This is a genomic window from Halomonas daqiaonensis (assembly GCF_900109725.1).
Classification (GTDB): domain Bacteria; phylum Pseudomonadota; class Gammaproteobacteria; order Pseudomonadales; family Halomonadaceae; genus Halomonas; species Halomonas daqiaonensis.
Genome location: NZ_FOBC01000001.1, coordinates 141,745 through 164,530, shown reverse-complemented (window position 1 = coordinate 164,530; position 22,786 = coordinate 141,745). Strand labels below are relative to the sequence as shown.

The window sequence follows — 22,786 nt, the reverse complement described above, 5'->3', positions numbered from 1 at the left end:
AGAGGGCCCCCTTGAAGCACAGTGTCGATCGCTGACCACGGATGCGACAATGAGATATCCTTCTGCCTTGAGGTCAGCGAGAGAGCTGGTCTCCCTTCAACGTCCTACGCCGGCGTGGTGCTTCTTCTCCTCCTGGGTAACCTTGTCGATGACCACCTCGGGATGGTGGCGGTGGATAACCGAGTTGATCTCTGACTCGCGGTTGTTCGGAACATCCACCATCATCAGGAAGGCCCCCTCTCCCAGATCATCCTTGTACTTCTCAATCTTCACGTCAGGCACCGAGACACCGATCATGGTGCTGCTCCAGATACCGAAGAGGCCGCCGAACACCGTCATACCAATGGCAATCATCAGAAAGCTCATGTCGCCGATCATGTTCTCGAGGGCATAGTAGGTGACGACCCCCAGCACCAGACCCAGCGGCAGGCCATAGATCAAACCCCGTTTCGCCGCGTTGACCACATCGCTGGTCTCGCGCAGGGTGGCGTTATGCACCCCCCTCTTCTCCAGTTGTCTCCAGTTCTCGCCTGTCACATGGACCTGGTCCTTGCTCAACCCGAGTTCGTCGAGCTCACGGGCGATGTTTACCGTGGTATCCAGGTCAGGGGTCAAGAAATACAAGCGGCTCATATTATTCTCCTGTTTTCGCAGCAAGGATTTCTCATACAAGGTTGTTGATATTGTCGTAAACGGCAAAGGTGGAATGCACCTTGTCTTCCAACGCACCCTATGCAGGCCCCTCTCTGGCGATCATCACCGAGACAGGCACGAGAAGGTTCTGGAGTCTCGTGCCTCACGCGAGACTCGTGGCCTGGTCATTCATGAAAGGCGCATTCTTACTGCTGGAGCACATAGTGTCCCGGTGCGTCCTCCAGGGGTTCATGGCCGGCTTCGGGGGCACCCATCGGTGGCGGGGGCGTTTCGCCACTGGAGTGTTCGAGAAGCCAGCGATGCCATTCCGGCCACCAGGAACCCTGCCTTTCGGGAACCTTCTCGTGCCAGGTCTCGGGCGTCACATAGGAGGCGTCGGCAGGCTTGTCGGCGATCTGGTAGACGTGCTTGCTCTTGCCCGGCTCGCTGATCACCCCGGCGTTATGGCCGCCGGAGGTCAGCGTGAAGGTGACATCCGTGTTGGTCAGCAGATGGATCTTGTAGACGGACCTCCACGGGGCGATGTGATCGCTGCTTGTGCCAACGGCGAAGATCGGCACCTCGACATCGTTGAGCACTACCGCAAAGTCGTCTACGCAGTAGTCTCCATTGGCCAGGGCATTCTCGAGGTAGAGGCGCTCCAGGTATTCCGAGTGCATGCGGAAGGTCATGCGAGTGGAATCGGTGCTCCAGGCCATCAGGTCGAACATCGGCAGCGACTCGCCCATCAGGTAGGACTTCACGAAGGCCGACCAGACGAGATCGTTGGAGCGCAGGAAGACGAAGGTACCGCGCATCTGCCACTTGTCCAGATAGCCCTGGTGCCACATCAGGTCCTGAAGAAAGCTCACTTGGCTCTCATCGATGAACAATTCCAGCTCGCCAGCTTCCTCGAAATCCGTCTCCGAGGCGAACAGGGTCAAGGAGGCAAGCCGGTCATCACCATCTCGAGCCATGGCGGCCGCCGCGATCGACAGCAGGGTGCCGCCCAGGCAGTAGCCCACGCCGTGTATCCTCTGGTCGGGAACCACCGCATTGATGACATCGAAGGCTTCCATGATGCCCAGCTTGCGATAGTCCTCCATGCCCAGATCGCGATCGTCGGCGTCGGGGTTCTTCCACGACACCATGAAGACGGTATAGCCCTGCTCTACGAGCCAGCGCACCAGGGAGTTGTGCGGCGAGAGATCCAGTATGTAGTACTTCATGATCCAGGCGGGAATGATCAGCAGGGGTTCGCTCTTTACCCTGTCCGTTGTCGGGGAGTACTGGATGAGCTCCATCAGGCGGTTGCGATAGATGACCTTGCCGGGCGTTACCGCAACCGTCTCGCCGGGGCGAAACTTCTCTGTCCCCGCCGGAGGTTCACCCGTCATCATGCGGCGCGCATCTTCGAGGAAGTGCATGTAGCCGTCGACGAAGTTCCTACCGCCGGTCTCGAAGGTGCGTCTGGCGACATTTGGATTGGTCAGGGGCGAGTTGGTCGGTGCCAAGCCATCGAGAATCTGGCGAATCATGAACTTCACGATGTCCTCGTGGTGTGGGTCCACGCCATCCACGCCCGTCGTGGCCTTGTTCCACCATTGCTGGGTCAGCAGAAAGGATTGGGAAAAGACGTTGTAGGGCCATTTCTGCCACTCTTCCCCCGCGAAGCGGTCGTCGTGGGGGCGCGGTTCGATACAGGGCTTGCATGCCCCTTCATTCATCGAGTGCGGCAGGAACCCCCATAGTCGGCTCATCTCGCGTCCCATCTCCTCGACGAGTTGAGTTTGCTTGCCCGGCGAGATGCTCAGATGCCAGGCCCAATCGCTGAAGGCCTGCATGATGGCGATCGGTGACACCCCGCCGGTCAGCCTGCCCAGGCTGGCATGGGCCATGCGGTCGGTGGTGGCATAGAGGTCACCTTCCCCTTCGGCTTCTCGTTCGCCACCACTGAAGGCGTGTCGATGTCGCCACAGGGGAGGGGCCGATTTTTCCGGCTGGGGGGCCAGGGGCCGTCCGGGGGCGGATGATTCAGCCCCTTGGGCGTCGTCGCTTCGGTCGATGTCCTGCATGCTTTCTTTCCTCCTCGATCGGGGCGTATCGGCATGGATACTTCAGGCTGGATACCCCGATGATGGCTTTCAGTGTAGGGCACGCCCGGCAGGCATGGCCCCGGCGCATGCTGTCCCTTGAAGTCGGCCGCCGCCTGCCGCATCTAGTAGGATGTCACACCGACACCATGGCATGACAAGGAGATCTCATGAGCATCCCGACATTGCCCAATCCCGGCCTAGGTACCTTTCGCCTCCAGGGCGACACCCTGAAGCGGGTGATCCACGATGCCCTGGAGCTGGGGTTTCGCCACATCGACACCGCCCAGATGTACGATAACGAGCAGGACGTTGGCGCAGCCATCGCCGAAAGTGAGGTGCCGCGCGAGACGCTCTTCGTTACCACCAAGGTGTGGCACGATCGACTGGAGCCCGCATCCCTCAAGGCCAGCGTCGAGGAGAGCCTGGAGAAGCTAGGCACCGATTACGTCGACCTGCTGTTGATCCACTGGCCCTCGCCGGACGAGGCCGTGCCCATGACCGATTACCTGACGGCCCTGCGCGAGGTGCAGCAGGCGGGCCAGGCGCGCCACATCGGGGTTTCCAACTTCACCATCGCCCAGGTCGACCGGGCCCTCGAGATCCTCGGCCCGGAGTGGCTGCTGACCAACCAGGTCGAGGTGCATCCTTTCCTGCAGAACCGTGCGGTGGTCGAGCACTGCCAGTCTCGCGGCCTGACGGTGACCGGCTACATGCCGTTAGCCGTGGGCAAGGTGCTGGAAGACGAGACCCTGAAAGACATCGCCGAAGCCCATGGTGTCACCCCGGCCCAGGTCGTCCTGGCCTGGACGCGGTCGCGTGGCGTGGTGACCATCCCCTCGTCCACCCGGCGCGAGCATCTTGCGGCCAACCTGGAAGCCGTCGATATAAAGCTCGGCGATGACGAGCTTGAGGCGATCGCCGGTCTGGACCGCGGCGAGCGTATCGCCGATCCGGACTTTGCGCCGGAGTGGGACTGACTCTTGTCATCCGCCTGAAGGTATTGCCGTGGCTGTGTTGGCAGGGTGCAGAGCCATGGCCTGTCGCGGTATCATATTGGTCTTTCGAGATTTCATTCGAGTCCTGACCAGGCACTGCATTGATGTCAAACCCCACCCTGGCCCGTGAAGTCGGGCTGCGTAGAACCTTCGCGATCATCTCGCACCCTGACGCCGGCAAGACCACCATCACCGAGAAGATGCTGCTTTTCGGCAACGCCATCCAGATGGCCGGTTCGGTGAAGAGCAAGCGCAACGACCGCCATGCCACCTCCGACTGGATGAAAATGGAGCAGGAGCGCGGCATCTCGGTGACCACCTCGGTGATGCAGTTCCCGTACGGCGGGCGCATCGTCAACCTGCTCGATACCCCGGGCCATGAGGATTTCTCCGAGGACACCTACCGCACCCTGACCGCCGTGGACTCGGCGCTGATGGTGATCGACGGCGCCAAGGGCGTCGAGGCACGGACCATCAAGCTGATGGAGGTCTGTCGCCTGCGTACTACGCCGATCCTGACCTTCATCAACAAGATGGACCGCGAGGTGCGCGACCCCGTCGAGGTGATGGACGAGGTCGAGGAGGTACTGAACATCCAGTGTGCCCCCATGACCTGGCCCATCGGTATGGGGCGGCGCTTCAAGGGCGTCTATCACCTCCACAACGATGTCATCCATCTCTACACCCAAGGGCAGGGCAGTCAGATACCCGATGACCGGCGTATCGAAGGGCTCGACAATCCCGAGGTAGACGCGGTGCTCGGCGAGGAGCAGGCCGAGGAGCTGCGCACGGAAGTGGAACTCGTGCGCGGCGCCTCACATCCCTTCGACCACGAGGCCTATCTGCGGGGTGAGCTGTCGCCAGTCTATTTCGGTACCGCCATGGGCAATTTCGGGGTGCGCGAAATGCTGGACGGGTTCGTCGAGTATGCGCCGCCGCCCCAGCCGCGAGAAACCGACACTCGCATTGTGGAACCCGAGGACGAACGGCTTACCGGCTTCGTCTTCAAGATCCAGGCCAACATGGATCCCAATCACCGTGACCGTATCGCCTTCCTGCGGGTCTGTTCGGGCAAGTACGAGAAGAACATGAAGATGCGCCATGTGCGCATCGGCAAGGACGTCAAGGTCGCCGACGCCCTGACCTTCATGGCCTCGGACCGTGCCCAGGTGGAGGAGGCCTGGCCCGGCGACATCATCGGCCTGCACAACCACGGCACCATACAGATCGGCGATACCTTCACCCAGGGCGAGGACATGCGCTTCACCGGCATTCCGCACTTCGCCCCGGAGCTGTTCAAGCGGGTGCGCCTGAAGGATCCGCTGAAGATGAAGGCGCTGCAGAAGGGCCTGCAACAGCTCTCCGAGGAGGGTGCGACCCAGGTGTTCATGCCGCTGGACAACAATGATCTGATCCTCGGTGCCGTGGGCACCCTGCAGTTCGACGTGGTCGCCCACCGCCTCAAGGAAGAGTACAAGGTCGACTGTGTCTATGAGGGCGTGAACGTAAACACCGCCCGCTGGATCTACTGCGACGATGCCAAGAAGCTCGAGGAATTCAAGCGCAAGGCCAGCGCCAACCTGGCGATCGACGGCGGCGGCTACCTGACCTACATTGCGCCGACCCGGGTCAACCTGCAGATGACCCAAGAGCGCTGGCCGGAGATCCGCTTCCAGCCCACGCGGGAACACTGATCTCTCTCATGCTCATCGATGCCCACTGCCATCTGGACTTCCCCGACTTCGACGCCGATCGCGAAGCGGTTTTCGAGCGTGCCAAAGCAGAGGGTGTGAGGCATTTCTTGGTACCGGGCACGACGCGCAAGCGCTGGCCGGAGGTGCTGGCGTTGGGTGAGCGCGACGATGTCGATGTCTGCCTGGGACTGCACCCCTACTTCATCGACGAGCATCGCGATGCGGATCTCGAGGCACTGGAGGAGGCGCTCGATACCAATCCAGGAGTGGTGGCGGTGGGAGAGTGCGGGATCGATGGGCGTTTCGAAGAGAGCTGGGACGCCCAATGGCACACTTTCGATGCCCAACTGCGCATCGCCAAGGCGCGCCAACTGCCCGTGGTGATCCACTGCGTGCAGGCCAACGACAAGGTGGCCAAACGCTTGCGCCAGCTCGAACTTCCCGCCGGCGGCTTGATCCACGCCTTCGCCGGCTCACCGGAGCAGGCGAGGAAGTTCCTCGACCTGGGCTTCGTGCTGGGACTCGGCGGGGCGGTCACCTTCGACCGTGCTAAGCGTCTTCACCGGGCAGTGAAGTCGTTACCCGATGACGGCTACGTGCTCGAGACCGACAGCCCCGACATGCCGCTTGCCGGCCACCAGGGCGAGCGCAACGAGTCGGCTAACGTCGCCCAGGTATGCCGGGTGGTGGCCGAGGTCCGCGAGCAGTCCCCGGAGCAGGTGGCGGCAGACAGCACCGCCACCGCTCGTCGACTATTCCAGTTACTCGTCTGATGACGTTGCCAACGGCACATGGGCGAAGCGAAGCGACATGCCCGCACCCCCGTCGAATCGCGGATGATTCCGGATCTCGACGGCAACATCGCCGGCGATAACACCGTCAGCGCGCGAGAGGGTGCCCTCTGCACTGACCGGCATCTCGGACAGGCTGGCTGAAACCGGTTCATCGGGTCCGGCGGTGAAGGGACCATAATGCCCGGCCGGGAAGACCAGTTCGAGGTTGGGACCGCGTGTGCCGAACACCACGTAAAGCCGTCCGTCTGCCTCTGTTACTTCGATGGGGGTGAAGAAGTTCACCAGAGGGTCGTCGGGCATCTCCTCCTGCAATTCGGCGAGGGCGCCGGAGAGTTGGGTTATCTCGATTTCCGGGGCGAAAGTGTAGGGGATTTCCCGGAAACGGGCGGATAGGTTGATCGTCCGCTCAGGCGCATCGCGTGGAGCCAGCGTGACCTCCATATGCCCGGTTGCCGACGCCTGATCGAATTTCGAGAGCGTCAACGTCCCGCCTTGCGAGCGGTAAGTAGCGGGCCGCTCCGAATCTGACGCACGGCTTTGCTGAAGGGAGAGCCAGAGCAGACCGTTCACCGCCGTGTCGTCGTCGAACGCACCCACCTCATGGGTGCCCGCGGACAGTCCTTCAGGCAGGTTGAGGCTCAGGTTCGTGTTGACGGGGTGACCCTGCCAACGTGCCTCGCCTCTTAAACTGAAACGCCACGGCCCGCCATCATTGGTCCCTTCGTTATCGGCGAGCGTGTATTCGGAACGGTTGCAGGGCGCATCGGCGCGCACAGGACCGAACTGGCCCTCGGCGGCGCCAGACACTTCCATCCGATAGGCACCCGCGGCAAGCACACCCGCATAGGCTTCGACTGATAACGGTTCCATGCCAGCGGGGCGACGGCACGCGCTAGAGTCGATCACCTCGTGGCCGTCCCGGTCGAGCCAGACCAGCTTGTCGCGCGCCCAGGGCAGTGCCCAGAGCATCTGTTGCGGTCCACTGCGCGTGTCGCCGAGCCCCTCATGGGAGACCTCGGGCGTGTTGCCGCAAAGATTGGTGCCATCGCCTACGACCAGCGGCAGCAAACCGTCATGATAGCGAGGCAGACGGCTTTTATTGCAGATCGTCAGGCGACTGTCTGACTCAGGGTCGATGACGACCTCGCCCTCCTGGTTGATCCAGACCGGAGCCGGGTTGTAAGCCTGAGCCTCCCGAACGGGGGCGAGGCCATCGGCGAAGGGGCCTGCCGCCGCCATCGCCTTGCTCGTGCCATCGGCGAAGCTTATCTTGCGGATCGCCCAGTCGTCGGCGTCCATGTAGCCGATGTCGTCGCCAAGCTTCACCGGGGCAAGGCCATCGGCATAAGGGCCCGACTCACTCAGAACGAACTTGCTCGGAAAAACCAGTGCACCATTTCTGTCGATATAGCCCCAGTTGGTGTCCGACATTGCAGCCGGCGCGCGGCCAGCGGCGAAATCTCCACCATCGTGATATTCGGGTTCGATCGCCCAGGAACCATCGCTGTCGATCCAGCCTGTTTCGCTGTCGTCTTTATTGTCGACACGAACCCACGCGAGGCCTTCGGAAAAGGCGCCGATATCGAGGATGTCATGCTCGGTGAATGCGGGCGGATCCCAGCGGGTACCGTCAGGGGTGATGAAATGCGGCGATCCTTCCTCCGGGGTTGCGGCGCTGCAGCCCTCGGAAAACGGCTTGTAAGGTGACAGGTGATAGCGTGTCTCGTCGATGATCACCGCATCGGCATCTCGTGGACCCGGTGGCACGACGTAGGCGCCGCTGGGGCCGATAAGGCCCCATCCCTCCTTGGTTTCCACCGCGGCGCGTCCTTCCGAGAAGGGGCGGACCTGTCGCCATTGCGGTGCGAGGCGCCACTCGCCGTCGGCGCCGACATAACCCCATCGCTCCTCGTCGGGAAGAGGGTAGAGTGGGGGATGTTGAGATTCAAACTCCGTGCCACAGGGACCCGCGTGGGCGGAGACGGCAAACAGGCAGGTAGTGGCGATCAGACTCGAACGTAGTAAAGGCACAGTGGACCTCCGTGGCGATGTCTCGCACCGGCCGTCAGTCGGTCGGGGCGGAAATGTCGGGGGAAAGTCCCTCGTGGGCGCGCGTGACGGCCTCGTCCAGTGCGTTCGACGCAGTGTCTAAATCTTCCATGTAGGCGCGCTCGTAACGGCCAGTCTCGATATCCTGGGTCTTGGACTGGACGATGAAACGATCTTCGAAGGTGTGGACGGTATAGATTACGCGGCTTACCGCCGGCACCATCTCGCCGTAGCCCGGGTCACAGGGATCAAGGTCGTCGCGGCCGGGCTGGACCAGTTGGCCGTCCGGGCCCAGCCACAGGGCCACCTTGACCGAGTTGGTGCCGGACCCCAGCGAGGTCGTCAGGTAAGGTGTCAAGGCGTCTGCCGAGAGCCCCATGTCGTCGGCGATGGCCCGTGCGACGGCATCGCGTGCCGCCGTCGGTGGCACGACTGGATCCCTCTCGGGGGGCAGGCGGGGGACCTGAGCCATCTCGGGGTCTTCCGGTGCAACGGGGGTGACGATATAAGTGAAATACTGCTCGTGGGCCATCCCGTCCGTGGAGTAGTTCGAGGTGGCATAGCCAACCAGCTTTTCCGCCGGATCGCCGGCCACCACATAGGTGAACGGCACGCCATCGACCTGGTAGGCCGCACGCCACAGTTCCTCGCCCGCCTCGCGCATATCCTCGACCGACATCCCCTGAATCGAGGCCATGGCCGTACTGGCATCGACGTCGTTGCGGCAGACACGTGCGAAGGTCAAGGAGGTTCCCTGCTGACGCAGGGTGAAACGCGAACCGCCCATATGCACGCGCATCTCTATGTCAAAGTTCTGGGGCGGGAAAGGGCGCTCCATCACGAGATCGCCTGCATAGTAGATATAGCCGGTGCCCGGGCCATATTGCAGCATGGCGGGTTCGAACTCGGACGGCTCGACTCGAATCGTGACCCTGAGTGTCTCGGGCTCGACGGTCACGGTGCCCGGGGCGTTACCGCCGACCTCGAAAACGACGGTTCTGTCCTCCTCGGACATGCCCTCGAAGGTCTCGAAGCCCAGTGTCTGTTCGGTCTTTCCCGCACGCAGAAAACCGGTGCGGCGTGGCGGTGCGATATCGACGCCGAGCCTTGCGGTACCGCCTGTGATGCGCACATAGGTGCCGACGGTATCCTGAGAATCGAAACGCTGGTTGATATTCACCAGCACGGGTTCGCCCGCCTTGACGTCGGCGGCATCGGTCGAAAGCGTGTGATCGTTGTCCTCGATGGTGAAATGAAGAAACGGCAACGCCACTACCACGGGCGGCAGCGGATTGTCGCCCAGGGGAATGACATCGCCGAGGGTCAACTGGAACATCTCGTCAACCGGCTCATCCTCGGGGTCGTCGATGATGGCGACCTCCACCTGTTTGTAGATGTCTCCCGGGAGGAAGGTCACGGGCTCGGCCATGGGGACATAGTCGATGCCGCTCTTGGCGGTCAAGTCGGAGGTGGTGACCATCACGATGAAGGGCTCCTCGGCCGGAGCGCTGAGCATGAGGTTCACCAGGGCGCTGGTGGGCCCGCTCTCGCTGAGGCGGGTCAGCGGCGCCATGGCGGTGAGCGTCGGCATGGCTGCTGCCTGAGAGGCAAGCCCGGTGGCGAGCAATGCTATGAGGACGAGACGATGTATCATGGCGCTCCCCGGATCTCGACGCGGTCGAACTCGGCCACGGTCTGTTCGGAGCCAAGCGTGCCGGCAAAGATGGCAGGGGCACCTGAGGTGAGAAGGACCTGCAGCGGCGGTGTCTCGATCGCCTCGGGGCCGCCCTCCTGCATCGTCCAGCCGTTCATTTCCAGCCGGCCGAGATAGTCGCGCCCGCGCTTCGACAAGGTCAGCCGCGCGCCCTTCTCCTCGAAATCGCGCAGAATCTGCGCCAGGTCGTAGCCACGTAGATCGCCGGCGATCTCGACATCGGAAACAGAAGCGTTGCCGTCCGAAACGGAGCGGACCCTGAGCCACATGTCGTCGTTGGAATTTCCCTGGCGAACCACATAGGCGGAGATGTGGTTGTCCGCGTCCGCGAAGCGGCTCACCTGAATGATGGCGCGGCGCCCGCCCAGCGACTTGACCTCACCCATGCGGGCAGTGAAATCAGCGCTGAGGTCCCAATCACCGTCGGGAAGCTCCGCGCCAGTCCAACGAAAGATGTTTGGCTGATCCTCCGCATCGCCAATACCGCCGGCCCGGACCGTCATTGTCACCAGGACGCCGTTGTCGAGGATGAAACCCGATGGCTCCGGATAGTCAATGGTCCAGTCCGGACCCAGCTCAGAACGCTCGAACTCGTCGACGAAGAGTGTCTCGGCCGGCTCAGGTTCAGGTTCGCTGACTGTCTGAAGAGCTTCGGTCAGGTTGTCGGCATTGGAAGCGGGCAGGTAGCGCCCGCCGGTCGCCTCCGCGAGGCAGGCGAGTTGACCTTCCTCGTCGCCGATGTCGAAACCGATGACATGGGCGGTAAAGGCCATGCCTGAGGCCTCGAGGTGCGAGCCCAGTTCACAGAGGTCGGCCCCGCAGTTCTCCAGCCCATCGGTCACGACGATCACCGAAGCGGCACGGTCTTCGTGGGACAAGGCCTCGGCGGCTCTCTCCACCGAACGCCCGATGGGCGTCTTGCCACGCGGGGTGACGCTCTCCATCGCCTGACGAAAGGCAGCCCGATTCAGGGAGCCGGGTTCTATGAGTGTCTCGATATCGCCACACTGGCCCTCCTGGCGATGCCCGTAGGCCATGAGCCCAATGGGGCTGTTCGCCGGCCAGTCACCCATCATGGTGTCGATCGCGTCCCGGGCGATGGTGATCTTGGGCGTGCCATCGATCTGGCCCCACATGCTTCCCGAGCCATCCAGCACGAGCATCGCGGCGCCTCCTGCCGGTTGGGCTTGCAAGCAGAATGGCAGCGACGCCAGCGCGATGGACAGACCGGTCCTGATCGGATGCTTCATGGTTCCCTTCTCCCTACCCTAAGCGTGTCGTTGTCTCAGCGTTTCACCCCGGCCAGGGGACCGATGGCCCCTTGTCAGGGAGAACGACGCTTCTCGTCGAAAACGGAGTCGGGAAACTTACGTTGGATATCCCGCTTCTGACGTTCCTCATCAAAGACGGAATCGGGGTATTGCTGCTGGTCGCTCGGCAAGGTAATCGTTTGTTTCTCTCGCTTATTGAAGAAAGAGTCGGGAAACTGCTTCGTGTCTTCACCTTTGTCAGGCGCTAGCCGCGGGTTGGTGTTCGTTGCGTCCTGAGCGTCAAGCACCATGGCGAACGTCATCATCGAAAAGGCTAGTAGGCCGGTGACTATGGGTTTCATGGTCGGCTCCCCTGATGGATGTTCACGCTTTCAGCCTAGACAGCAGTGTGCGATCCCCGCATGGTGCAGTTGCACTATGCGTGCATATCGACAAGGCTGGAGTCATGGAGCTATCCAATAAGGAACTTCAACAGATCACGCGGCTTCAGGAAGCGCTTCTCAATATCCGCCTCGATCGAGGCAGGATAGGGGACCTGCTCGCCGAGGTGGCAGCGCTGGTGCAGGCGAAGGCTGCGATGGGGGCCTGGCTCGATGGTGGTGTGCCGATCATCGTCACCCATCGAGCCGGCCCTCAGATCGAAACCTATTTCGCGCGTGTCTTCGACGGAGTGGATGTCGAAGGGAATCTCAGGGCCACGGACCCGGACCTGGACAGGATCAATCTCTCCCGGCGACGCCTGGGGTCGGGGGTCTATCACGAGAATGTACTGGCGGAGCGCGAGAGCGTGACGCGAGCCGCCTATTTCCAGGAGGCGTTCGCACCGGCCGGCATGCATCACGTCATCGGCATGACCACACGGCTGGCCGTTGGCGAGGCGCTGTTCGCCTTCGGGTTCGAGGGGGATGACGACCCCGGCTTCGTCAGTGGCAGAACGGAGACACTGCTGAGATTGTTGCTGCCGGCATTCAGCTTCGGTTTCGGTGCTATCGACCGAGCCCATCGACATCAGCAGCGACTCGACAAGGCCATCGCCGAGGCTAGGGTGCCTGCCACCCTGAACAGGCCTGGCATCAATGGTCACCATCTTCATCGGGACAGGGCTGGCACGCCCCTGATTCGACTGCCGTTACCCGAACTTTCCGGGGAAGAGGGTGGCCAGTTGCAGGTATCGCTGGACGCCTTGCACCTTGAGGATCTGGCAGCCGCCCTGGCGAAGCGCTTTGCGTTAAGCCCCAGGCAGCGAGAGACAGCCGAGCTGATGTTGCGGGGGCTCACCTCCCGTGAAATCGCCCATCAGCTCGGGATTCGCATGAATACCGCCCGCCGACACTGTGAAGCGGTGTTGCAAAAGGCGGGCGTGGCACGTCGTGATCAGCTGGCCATACTTTCACTGAGTGAGTTGGTGGATGGCTAGTCTGTTGTTGCCATGGTTTCCGGATCCACCCGCTCGATGGGGTAAGGCAGTTTGAGCAGCTTGAGGTGCTGGCCCTCGAGACTCAGCGGCTCAGTCGGTTCTTTCGTGCTCATCACCGCGAGTATCTCGACCTGGTCGTAGGCATCGAGTTCGGCATTGATTACCTCGCCCAGCCGCTTGTCCTCGGCATCCACGACGGCACTGCCTGGCTCGGGGAGTTTGTCGCCCTCGAGCTGGCCGCGCATCAGCCGCTTCTTGACCTGGCCCCGAAAGTGCGCGCGAGCGACCACTTCCTGGCCCGTGTAGCAGCCTTTCTTAAAGCTGATGCCGCCGAGCGCCTCCCAATTGAGCATCTGAGGCAGGTAAGTGTCCTGCTGGTCGGCATCGAGCCAGGCAAGCCCCGCCTGGATGTCGTGCAGTCGCCATACGGCATTGTCGACCGGTGTGGCGTGCTCCTTCAGCCACTGCCAGGCGTCATCGGCCCGCTCGGCCGGCAGGCAGACCAGCAGGCGTGGGCGGGGTCCGGGGTGAGCCAGCATCTGGAACTCGTCATTGCCGGCCTGGTGCCAGGGTCGGGAAGGCAGGGCATCGAAGTGCACCTCGGCAAGCGCGGGAGCCTCTTGGCCGATGAGCCCCAACAGCGCCAGATCGTTGCGCTCACGAAGTTCGACCTTGTAGAAGGGGGCGAACTTCTTCAGATGCCCAGACAGGGAAGATACCAGGCTGGCATGCATCAGCAGTCGGTAGTGTGCCGGGGCGATGCGCAGCAGTTGGGCGTTGGCCAGCATCCGCCCCTTGGGCGTACAGAAGCAGGTCAGCGGGGCGAATTCGCCGTCGGCCAGCGATACCTGAGCGCTGGTCTGGCCCTGCAGGAAGGTCTCGGCATCCGGCCCTTCGACGTCGAGCGCCCCGAGATGGGCGAGGGGCGTGATCACGGTGGCATCCAGGGCCAACCGTGGCGCATCGGGCGTGTCGAACGTCACCCGATGTCCGGTTTCCTGCCGACCGCCTGTGGCAGCGATCCAATCCATCATATCCGCGCTCCTTGGGTTCGGCTTCAGGCATGAACGTGTCTCGTGAGGTGCGGGCGAGGCGGTGGTTTTGCAAGCGCTGCCTGGCGCACGGGTGGCATGCTAGACTCGCTACTCCATCTCCTTCATGCCATTTCAGGAGCTGCGCATGACCTACCAGTCATTGAGCTTCCAGGGCGTCGAGGACGCCGAACAAGTCAATCGCATCACTACTGCCCTGATGATGCTGGACGGCGTCGACAGTGTCGAAGTCGGTCGTCACGGAGCCGAGGTGGAAGGGCGCGCCAGGCGCGAGGCACTGATCAAGGCGGTGCAATCTCTCAAGCTGGGTATCGAGGTCAAGTGATGAAGAAGACCATTGAAGTCGTCAGCGAACGCAACCATATCTATCGTCAACGAGTCGAGTTGGATGGTTTCGATGACCTCTTCGTCGACGTGCCAGAAGCTTATGGCGGCGAGGGGACTGCGCCGGATCCTCATGACTATTTCGACCTCTCCCTCGGGGCCTGCAAGGCGATCACCGCCCAGATGTATGCACGGCGCAAGGAGTGGCCGCTCACCGGGGTGAGCGTGAAGATCAACCGGGACGACAGCCAGGAGCGTCACGGGACCTACCGGCTCGACGTCGCGATGACCTTCCATGGCATCGAGGATCCCGAGCAGCGTGTCCGCCTGGAAGAAATCAGTCACAAGTGCCCGATCCACCGGCTGATGACCTCCTCCACCGTGGAGGTGAGCACCCGCACTGTCGACATCAACGCCAAGGCCTGACTCCGGGCCGGATCTCGTATATACCCGCGGGCGCCGTAGGCGCCTGTCTCGTCATTGGAGCCGCCATGAGCAAACCCTTCCGTCTGCAGTCCAGGTTCCAGCCTGCCGGCGACCAGCCGACCGCCATTCGGGATCTGGTCAGCGGTCTGGAGTCGGGACTGGCGCACCAGACGTTGCTTGGCGTCACCGGCTCCGGCAAGACCTTCACCATGGCCAACGTGGTCGAGAACCAGCAGCGTCCGACTATCGTCATGGCGCCCAACAAGACCCTGGCGGCTCAGCTCTACGGCGAGTTCAAGGCCTTCTTTCCTGACAACGCCGTGGAATACTTCGTCTCCTACTACGACTATTACCAGCCCGAGGCCTATGTTCCCTCGTCGGATACCTTCATCGAGAAGGACGCTTCGATCAACGACCACATCGAGCAGATGCGTCTCTCGGCCACCAAGGCACTGCTGGAGCGCCGCGACGCCATCATCGTGGTATCGGTGTCGGCGATCTACGGCCTGGGGGATCCCGACCAGTACCTGAAGATGCGCCTGCACTTTACGCGCGGGGAACTGATCGACCAGCGCAAGTTCCTGCGCCGCCTGGCGGAACTGCAGTACACGCGCAACGACATGGACTTCAAGCGTGGCACCTATCGGGTGCGCGGCGACGTCATCGACATCTTCCCGGCCGACGCCGAGGATGAGGCGGTGCGTGTCGAACTGTTCGACGACGAGATCGACACTATCAGCCTCTTCGACCCGCTCACCGGTGAAGTGCGAGGCCGGGTGCCGCGTATGACCATCTATCCCAAGAGCCACTACGTGACGCCGCGGGAAACGATTCTCGGCGCCATCGACGATATCAAGGCAGAGCTGGTGGAGCGCCTCGACTGGTTGCGCAAGCACGATCGCCTGGTCGAGGCCCAACGCCTGGAGCAGCGCACCCTCTACGACATCGAGATGATGCTCGAACTGGGCTACTGCAACGGCATCGAGAACTACTCGCGCTATCTCTCCGGGCGCAATCCGGGCGAGCCGCCGCCGACATTCTTCGATTATCTGCCCAGCGACGCCCTGCTGTTCATCGACGAGTCCCACGTCAGCGTTCCCCAGGTGGGGGGCATGTTCAAGGGCGATCGCTCGCGCAAGGAGACCTTGGTCGAGTACGGTTTCCGGCTTCCTTCGGCGCTGGATAACCGCCCCATGACCTTCCAGGAGTGGGAGCGCATCTGTCCGCAGACCGTCTTCGTTTCGGCCACGCCGGGACCCTACGAGGCCGAGCATGCCGGCCAGGTGGTCGAACAGGTGGTGCGTCCCACCGGTCTGCTGGACCCCGAGATCGAGGTGCGTCCCGCCTCCACCCAGGTGGACGATCTGCTTTCGGAGATCCGCCTGCGCAGCGAGGTGGGGGAGCGGGTTCTGGTGACCACTCTGACCAAGCGCATGGCTGAGGACCTCACCGAGTACCTGGACGAACACGACGTGCGGGTACGCTACCTGCACTCCGATATCGATACCGTGGAGCGAGTGGAGATCATCCGCGATCTGCGCCTGGGCAAGTTCGATGTCCTGGTGGGTATCAACCTGTTGCGAGAGGGGCTCGATATTCCCGAGGTGTCGTTGGTGGCGATCCTCGATGCCGACAAGGAGGGCTTCCTGCGCAATGAGCGCTCTCTAATCCAGACCATGGGCAGGGCGGCGCGTAATGCCAACGGCAAGGCGATCCTCTACGGCGACCGGATCACCGACTCTATGCGCCGCGCCATGGACGAGACCCAGCGCCGTCGCGACAAGCAGATTGCCCATAACCAGGCCCACGACATCACGCCGACCACGGTGACCCGCTCGGTGGCCGACATCATGGAGGCCGCCAAGACGCCTGGGAAGAAGAAAGGGCGCAAGGGGGAGCGCAAGGTGGCTGAGCGTGAAGCCCTCTACGATCCCGCCGAACTGTCGCCGAGCGAGCTGCTGAAGGAGATCTCGCGGACCGAGGACGGGATGCATGAGGCGGCGCAGAATCTGGAATTCGAGGAAGCCGCTCGACTGCGCGACCGCCTGCACGAGCTCAAGGAGCGCCAACTGCTCCTGGGCTCCGCCTGACGGGTTGCCCGCATGCCGGAAGGTCCGGAGATCCGTCGTGCGGCGGATCAGGTGCATCGGCAAATCGCCGGGAGGCGTCTCGATGATGCCTGGTTCGCCTTTCCCGATCTGGCCGGGCAGGCCGCCTCGCTGATCGGGCGCAAGGTCATCGCCGTGGACAGCTGGGGCAAGGCGCTGCTGACCCGCTTCGACGACAGTCGCGTGCTCTACTCGCACAACCAGCTTTATGGTGTCTGGAAACTCCACGATGCCGACCGCGAGCCGGATACCGGCCGTTCGCTGCGTGTCCGCCTGATCGCACAGGATAGGGCTGCCAGCCTCTACAGCGCCTCGGATGTCTCGCTATGGGAAGAGGAGAGGCTCGATGAGCACCCCTTCCTGTCTCGTCTTGGTCCCGATCTCCTGACCCATGGGGTGACGATGGAGGAGGTCACGGCGAGGCTTCTCCATCCACGCTTCCGGAGGCGAGGGCTGGCTGGGCTGCTGCTTGACCAGTCGCTGTTCGCCGGCATCGGCAACTACCTGCGTGCCGAGATACTGTTCTTTGCTGAACTGCATTTCATGTCCAGGCCGGGGGACCTGGGGGAGAGCGCCCTGGCGCGCCTCGCATCGTCTATCCTGACGGTGACGCGCCAGGCCTACGACCAGGCGGGGGTGACCAATCGTGCCGACTGGGCTGCCGCCGACCGCGCCCGAGGGTCCAGTCGACGGCGTTGGCGCTTTGCCGTGTTCGAGCGTGACGGCCTGCCATGCCACGCCTGCGGCACCACCATCGAACGGGTGATGGTGACCTCTCGGCGGCTCTACTTCTGTCCTCGATGCGAGTCTGCGGGCTGATCGGGCAGGGTATTTATACCGTTATCTATCTAGTTACTAACTTCAGTTGCCAGAACCGACATACGTACAATGTCGACAGGCTAACAGGTGAAGTATAATGCCCGCCGTTCAAGCTCGCCGATAGGCCCTTTCATCGCCTCGCCGCGGGCATGCCGACAAAGCCAAGGAGTCCCTTGCCCATGACCGTGATTCGCCAGGACGACCTGATCCAGAGCGTCGCCGATGCCCTGCAGTACATCTCCTACTATCATCCTAAGGATTTCATCGACGCCATGGCGGCCGCCTACGAGCGCGAAGAGAATCCCGCGGCCAAGGACGCCATCGCCCAGATCCTGATCAACTCACGAATGTGCGCCTTCGGCAAGCGCCCGATCTGCCAGGACACCGGCATCGTCACCGTCTTCGTGCACGTCGGCATGAACGTACGTTTCGAGGCTGATATGAGCCTCGACGACATGGTCAACGAAGGTGTACGACGCGCCTACCAGCTTCCCGACAACGTGCTGCGTGCCTCGGTGCTGGCCGACCCGGACGGCGCCCGGAAGAATACCGGCGACAACACCCCGGCCGTCATCCACCACAAGCTGGTGCCCGGTGATACCATCGAGGTACATGTGGCGGCCAAGGGTGGTGGCAGCGAGGCAAAGTCCAAGTTCGCCATGCTCAATCCCTCCGACAACGTGGTCGACTGGGTGATGGAACAGCTGCCCAAGATGGGTGCCGGCTGGTGCCCGCCGGGCATGCTCGGCATCGGTATCGGCGGCACGGCCGAGAAGGCCATGGAGATCGCCAAGGAGGCGCTGCTCGACCCCATCGATATCCAGGAGCTCAAGGCCCGCGGCCCCGCCAATCGTGCCGAGGAGCTGCGACTGGAGCTGTTCGACAAGGTCAACCGGAGCGGCATCGGCGCCCAAGGCCTGGGCGGCCTGACCACGGTGCTCGATATCAAGGTCAAGGACTTTCCGACCCATGCTGCCAACAAGCCGGTGGCGATCATCCCCAACTGTGCCGCCACCCGCCACGCCCACTTCACCCTCGACGGGTCAGGTCCCGCCTCGCTGCCGGCACCGAAGCTCGAAGACTGGCCTGAGGTCACCCGCGAGACGGGCGACAACGTCAAGCGCGTCGACCTCGACAGTGTGACGCCGGAAGAGGTGCGTACCTGGCAACCCGGCGACACCCTGTTGCTCAACGGCAAGCTGCTCACCGGCCGCGATGCCGCGCACAAGCGCATGGTCGACATGATCGCCAAGGGCGAGCCGCTGCCCGTGGACATGAAGGGCCGCTTCATCTACTACGTCGGCCCGGTGGATCCGGTGCGTGATGAGGTAGTCGGACCGGCCGGCCCCACTACGGCGACCCGCATGGACAAGTTCACCCGCACCATGCTCGAGGAAACCGGCCTGCTGGGCATGGTCGGCAAGGCCGAGCGGGGCGAGTCGGCCATCGAGGCGATTCGCGACAATCAGGCGGTCTACCTGATGGCCGTGGGCGGTTCCGCCTACCTGGTCGCCCAGGCGATCAAGAAGGCCCGCGTGGTAGGCTTCGAGGATCTGGGCATGGAAGCCATCTACGAATTCGAGGTGGAGGACATGCCGGTGACCGTGGCCGTGGACAGCAAGGGCACCTCGGTGCACCAGACCGGCCCCGCCAAGTGGAAGGAGATCATCGCCGAGCGCGCCTGATCATCCTCTGCCGACTGCGGCCCCGCCATCTGGTGGGGCCGTCGTCCTTGGGGGTATGCTGCAGTTGACTGCTTTCCGGGCGGCGCTGCCGTCCACCCACGGAACGGGGATCCGACCATGACCTCCTGGCTGTTCGGCCTGGCGATCTTCCTGACCTATCTGCTGGGCTTCGTCTCGGCGGTACTGGCCCTGATGTCTAGCCGCACCTCTCAGGGGGCCATCGCCTGGATCATCTCGCTGATTACCATGCCCTACGTGGCGGTGCCGGCCTACTGGATCTTCGGCCGGCCGCGCTTCTACGGCTATGTATCGGCACGGGGCGAGCGCGATACCGTGCTGCGACGCCTGCTAGCACGTTATCGCGACCGCTTCGACCCCTACCTGCCCGACACCGTCGATACAGACATCCGTGCCGTGGAGCAGCTGGCGATGATGCCGCTGACCTGCAGTAACCGTGCTGAGCTGCTGATCGATGGCGAGGCGACCTTCGACAGTCTCTTCGCCGGGATCGAACAGGCAGAAGAGTATGTGCTGGTTCAGTTCTTTATCGTCCGCGACGATGATCTGGGCATCGAGCTCAAGCATCGGCTGCAGCGGGCCGCCGAACGCGCTGTGCGCATCTATTTCCTGTATGACGAGATCGGCAGTCGCGGGCTCGGCGACCGTTTCCTTCGCGACCTTGCCGAGGCCGGGGTGGAGGTCAGCGCCTTCCGCTCCTCCCGCGGGTTCAAGCATCGCTTCCAGCTCAACTTCCGTAACCATCGCAAGGTGTTGGTGGTCGACGGCCGGGAAGGGTGGCTGGGGGGCTTCAACGTCGGCACCGAATACCTTGGGCAGCACCCCCGCCACGGCCACTGGCGGGACACCCATCTCAAGCTCAGCGGGCCCAGCGTGCTGGGCCTGCAGGAAGCCTTCTGGGAGGATTGGCACTGGGCCACCGGCGAGATGCTCTCGCTGAACTGGACGCCTTGGCCGAGCACGCTAGCCAACCAGAACGTGGTGATCGTGCCCTCCGGACCGGCGGATACTCAGGAAACGGCAAGCCTGCTGGTGCAGTTGGCGATCCACAGTTCCCATGAACGCTTCTGGGTCACCAGCCCCTATTTCGTGCCCGACCAGGGGGTGCAGGATGCCTTGCGCCTGGCGGCGATGCGCGGAGTGGATGTGCGCATCATGATGCCCGAACGCCCCGATCACCTGCTGGTCTTCCTTTCGGCCTTCTCCTTCCTGCCCGACATGCTGCGCGCCGGGGTCAAGGTCTACCGTTACCAGCCGGGATTCCTGCACCAGAAGGTGATGCTGGTTGACGATGCTGCGGCCAGTGTCGGTACCGTCAATCTGGACAACCGCTCCTTTCGACTCAACTTCGAGATCACCGCCGTGGTGCCCGACCGCCAGTTCGCCGCCGAGGTCCGCTTGATGCTCGAGCACGACTTCACCGACTGTCGTCGCGTCGCCCTGGAGGAGCTGACCCGTCGCCCCCTATGGCGCAAGCTGCTGTCCCGGGCGGCCTACCTGCTCTCGCCGATCCAGTGAGGCGGCTTGGGTCCTGGCCGCCGCTGGGGTACATTAGCAAGCTTTGAGGGCTCCCCGGCGGGAGTCGTGCACGCAGACAGCCTGGGGAGTGCCGGTGAACCTCGAGACCAAGTGGCTGGAAGACTTCGTCGCCCTGGCCAGTACGCGCAGCTTTTCCGCCTCGGCGCGTCAGCGACACGTCACCCAGCCGGCCTTCAGTCGACGCATCCGCTCTCTGGAGCAGGCGGTCGGCGTGACCCTGGTCGACCGCTCGACCACCCCGGTGGACCTGACACCGGAAGGACAGCTGTTCTTGGTCACTGCTCGCAATATCGTCGAGCAGCTCAACGAGAGTCTCGGCCACTTGCGCGGCCTGGCCATGGCCAATGAGGCGCTGGATATCGTCGCCGCCCATTCCCTGGCGCTGAGCTTCTACCCCCAGTGGATCTCTCGCTTGCAGCAGGGCCTGGGTGAGTTGCCTACCCGGCTGGTGGCCATGAACGTTGGGGATGCGATCCATGTGCTGCGCGAGGGCAACTGCGACCTGATGCTGGCCTACTACGATCCCTATGCCAGCATGCAGCTAGATACCGAGGTCTTTCCCTCCTTCTCCATCGGGCAGGTCAAGATGCTGCCTGTCAGCCTGCCTGACCCGAGGGGCCGGCCACGCTTCCCGCTGGAGGTCCAGGAGTCGATTCCCTACCTGGCCTACACCCAGGGCGCCTTCCTGGGACGTAGCGTGCGCATGCTGCTCAAGAACGATCCTCTGCGAATGCGTCTGAGAACCGTCTATGAGACGGCAATGGCCGAAGGGCTCAAGGGCATGGTGATGCAGGGCATGGGCGTGGCCTGGATACCCGACTTCTGTATTCGCCAGGAACTCAAGGACGGTCGCGTGGTGCGAGCCGGTGGGGAACAGTGGGACGTGCCGCTGGAGATACGCCTCTACCGCTGTTCACTGGTGCACAAGCCGGGGGTCGAGAAGCTTTGGCGGCAGATGATGAAGCTTCCACGGGATTTCCTGCAGGCATAAGTCTCAGCCGACTCACGATCTGCCAAAATCGGTGGGCAGCCCCAGGAAGTCCTGGATGATGAAGAAATGGTCCTCGAACAGGCTCTCCGGGTCGAGGTCGGCCAGGGGGACCCAGCGAGCATGGTCACCGCCCTTTACCGGCTTGAGCCGGGGCAACTGCTGTTCGGGACGCAGGGCGAAGTAGAAGGCCTCGGCGAGGGTACGTCCACGCCAGCTGCGATGGGGTTCGTCGAAGAGCTTCTGGCCGCGCAGCGAGCCCTTTAGCACGGCCTCAGGCACCTTGAGGCGTACCCGCTCGCGCAACTCTCTCAGGCAGGCGTCCATCAGTCGTTCATGGGGGCTGATGAAGCCGCCGGGCAGGGCGTAGAGCCCCTTGCCGGGCGCGGCCGTCCGCCGGACCAGCAGCACGTGCCCGGACTGCACCACCACGGCATTCACGGTGACGAAGATCGGCGGGTAGGGGGCCTGGGACCAGGCCTGGCGGTACTGGTCCAGCAGATGCTGTTCCTCGACCAGCTGATCGCAGGACGCCTCATCCAGGAAGTCGCGAATCCGTGCCACCACCCCGGGAGGCAGGTCATGGGCCGCATGGGTGTTCAGGTAGTCATCCGCCGATGACGCGGAACGGAACAGCCGCTCACGGATGCGGCTGGCCGAAATGCCCTCCACCAGGGGCACGCTGACCGATTCCCACTGCGGGAAGAGTGCGAGGTAGTAACTGGATTGACCTCGACTGGCGCCGATCAGGCCGATGCGCGGCAGTCGGGCGTGTTCGGGGCTGGCGATGTCGCGCACCTTGCGCTGGACATCGCGCACCCAGACATCGTTGTTATAGAGAGCGTCGAGCAGCGGCACGACCTCCAGCCGGGCATTTTCCTCCTCCTCGAAGGCGCTACGCAGCATACCCAGGCGTTCCTCATAGTGCCACGGGTTACGCAGTGAGCGTGCCTGCCAGGCGGAACCCACCAGTACGATGACCTGGCGCGCATGGCGCAGGGCCTCGCGGATCACCGCCAGATGCCCCAGATGAGGCGGCTGGAAACGGCCGATGAACACCAGGCAATCGAAGTCGCGAGGGCTGTCGGGCTCCGGTGGTGCGGTCATGGTCGCTCCTGGGGAGAGAGGCAGGAATGGGCGGAGCCCATTATGGTCAGGCCAGTC

At 63.0% G+C, this 22,786-nt stretch carries 19 protein-coding genes and 1 pseudogene; 11 read left to right on the top strand and 9 right to left on the bottom strand.

What is annotated here, in order from left to right; genetic code table 11:
- Positions 1-96: 96 nt before the first annotated feature.
- Complete coding sequence (locus BMY30_RS00775; RefSeq protein WP_089709741.1) at positions 97-633, bottom strand: DUF1269 domain-containing protein; 537 nt, start codon at positions 631-633, stop codon at positions 97-99.
- Positions 634-839: 206 nt separating this feature from the next.
- Positions 840-2,708 (bottom strand): PHA/PHB synthase family protein, encoded by a 1,869-nt coding sequence (locus tag BMY30_RS00770; RefSeq protein ID WP_089709740.1) that lies wholly within the window; start codon positions 2,706-2,708, stop codon positions 840-842.
- Between the two features lie 188 nt (positions 2,709-2,896).
- Here BMY30_RS00770 and dkgB point away from each other — a divergent pair, with 188 nt between their 5' ends.
- The 3 genes from dkgB to BMY30_RS00755 all read left to right on the top strand — a co-directional run bounded on the left by dkgB (position 2,897) and on the right by BMY30_RS00755 (position 6,191).
- Complete coding sequence (dkgB, locus tag BMY30_RS00765) at positions 2,897-3,706, top strand: 2,5-didehydrogluconate reductase DkgB (protein ID WP_089709739.1); 810 nt, start codon at positions 2,897-2,899, stop codon at positions 3,704-3,706.
- A gap of 122 nt (positions 3,707-3,828) precedes the next feature.
- Complete coding sequence (locus BMY30_RS00760; protein WP_089709738.1) at positions 3,829-5,418, top strand: peptide chain release factor 3; 1,590 nt, start codon at positions 3,829-3,831, stop codon at positions 5,416-5,418.
- Positions 5,419-5,426: 8 nt separating this feature from the next.
- Positions 5,427-6,191, top strand: coding sequence for a TatD family hydrolase (locus tag BMY30_RS00755; protein ID WP_089709737.1), 765 nt, complete (start codon positions 5,427-5,429; stop codon positions 6,189-6,191).
- Here the strand turns inward: BMY30_RS00755 and BMY30_RS00750 are convergent.
- From BMY30_RS00750 to BMY30_RS00735, 5 genes and pseudogenes are all read right to left on the bottom strand, one after another.
- Positions 6,180-8,030, bottom strand: a complete 1,851-nt coding sequence (locus BMY30_RS00750) for a WG repeat-containing protein (RefSeq protein WP_139195443.1) — start codon at positions 8,028-8,030, stop codon at positions 6,180-6,182. The genes BMY30_RS00755 and BMY30_RS00750 overlap by 12 nt on opposite strands.
- Before the next feature lie 6 nt (positions 8,031-8,036).
- A pseudogene (locus BMY30_RS18405) lies at positions 8,037-8,243 on the bottom strand (WG repeat-containing protein); the annotation flags it as partial.
- A 34-nt stretch (positions 8,244-8,277) separates the two neighbouring features.
- On the bottom strand, positions 8,278-9,852 hold the full coding sequence (locus tag BMY30_RS00745) for a Calx-beta domain-containing protein (protein ID WP_170840032.1): 1,575 nt from the start codon (positions 9,850-9,852) through the stop codon (positions 8,278-8,280).
- A 59-nt stretch (positions 9,853-9,911) separates the two neighbouring features.
- A complete protein-coding gene (locus tag BMY30_RS00740) occupies positions 9,912-11,225 on the bottom strand; it encodes a vWA domain-containing protein (protein WP_089709734.1) in 1,314 nt (437 codons plus the stop codon).
- A gap of 74 nt (positions 11,226-11,299) precedes the next feature.
- The gene (locus BMY30_RS00735) at positions 11,300-11,587 is read right to left on the bottom strand and encodes a hypothetical protein (RefSeq protein ID WP_089709733.1); all 288 of its coding nucleotides are present in this window, start codon (positions 11,585-11,587) and stop codon (positions 11,300-11,302) included.
- A 104-nt stretch (positions 11,588-11,691) separates the two neighbouring features.
- On the opposite strand from BMY30_RS00735, the gene BMY30_RS00730 reads away from it, so the two are divergent.
- Positions 11,692-12,663 carry a helix-turn-helix transcriptional regulator gene (locus BMY30_RS00730; RefSeq protein WP_170840031.1) on the top strand — a complete coding sequence of 324 codons (972 nt, stop codon included), beginning with the start codon at positions 11,692-11,694 and terminating at the stop codon, positions 12,661-12,663.
- Here BMY30_RS00730 and ygfZ read toward each other — a convergent pair.
- Entirely contained in the window at positions 12,660-13,697 is a 1,038-nt protein-coding gene (gene ygfZ / locus BMY30_RS00725; RefSeq protein WP_089709731.1) for a CAF17-like 4Fe-4S cluster assembly/insertion protein YgfZ, read from the bottom strand. The two genes, BMY30_RS00730 and ygfZ, sit on opposite strands and share 4 nt — an antisense overlap.
- Positions 13,698-13,842: 145 nt before the next feature.
- Here ygfZ and BMY30_RS00720 point away from each other — a divergent pair, with 145 nt between their 5' ends.
- From BMY30_RS00720 to BMY30_RS00690, 7 genes are all read left to right on the top strand, one after another.
- The gene (locus tag BMY30_RS00720; protein WP_089709730.1) at positions 13,843-14,040 is read left to right on the top strand and encodes a hypothetical protein; all 198 of its coding nucleotides are present in this window, start codon (positions 13,843-13,845) and stop codon (positions 14,038-14,040) included.
- Entirely contained in the window at positions 14,040-14,465 is a 426-nt protein-coding gene (locus tag BMY30_RS00715; RefSeq protein WP_089709729.1) for an OsmC family protein, read from the top strand. The genes BMY30_RS00720 and BMY30_RS00715 overlap by 1 nt, the downstream gene beginning before the upstream one ends.
- A gap of 65 nt (positions 14,466-14,530) precedes the next feature.
- Positions 14,531-16,555 (top strand): excinuclease ABC subunit UvrB, encoded by a 2,025-nt coding sequence (gene uvrB, locus BMY30_RS00710; RefSeq protein WP_089709728.1) that lies wholly within the window; start codon positions 14,531-14,533, stop codon positions 16,553-16,555.
- Positions 16,556-16,567: 12 nt separating this feature from the next.
- Positions 16,568-17,392, top strand: a complete 825-nt coding sequence (gene nei / locus BMY30_RS00705; protein ID WP_089709727.1) for an endonuclease VIII — start codon at positions 16,568-16,570, stop codon at positions 17,390-17,392.
- A 179-nt stretch (positions 17,393-17,571) separates the two neighbouring features.
- Positions 17,572-19,077, top strand: coding sequence for a fumarate hydratase (locus BMY30_RS00700; protein ID WP_089709726.1), 1,506 nt, complete (start codon positions 17,572-17,574; stop codon positions 19,075-19,077).
- Between the two features lie 117 nt (positions 19,078-19,194).
- Positions 19,195-20,613 carry a cardiolipin synthase gene (gene cls / locus BMY30_RS00695; RefSeq protein ID WP_089709725.1) on the top strand — a complete coding sequence of 473 codons (1,419 nt, stop codon included), beginning with the start codon at positions 19,195-19,197 and terminating at the stop codon, positions 20,611-20,613.
- 94 nt (positions 20,614-20,707) lie between these two features.
- Entirely contained in the window at positions 20,708-21,625 is a 918-nt protein-coding gene (locus BMY30_RS00690) for a LysR substrate-binding domain-containing protein (protein ID WP_089709724.1), read from the top strand.
- A gap of 12 nt (positions 21,626-21,637) precedes the next feature.
- On the opposite strand, the gene BMY30_RS00685 is transcribed toward BMY30_RS00690, so the two are convergent.
- Positions 21,638-22,729: a bifunctional nicotinamide-nucleotide adenylyltransferase/Nudix hydroxylase gene (locus BMY30_RS00685; protein ID WP_089709723.1), complete on the bottom strand. Its 1,092-nt coding sequence runs from the start codon at positions 22,727-22,729 to the stop codon at positions 21,638-21,640.
- Between the last annotated feature and the right edge of the window lie 57 nt (positions 22,730-22,786).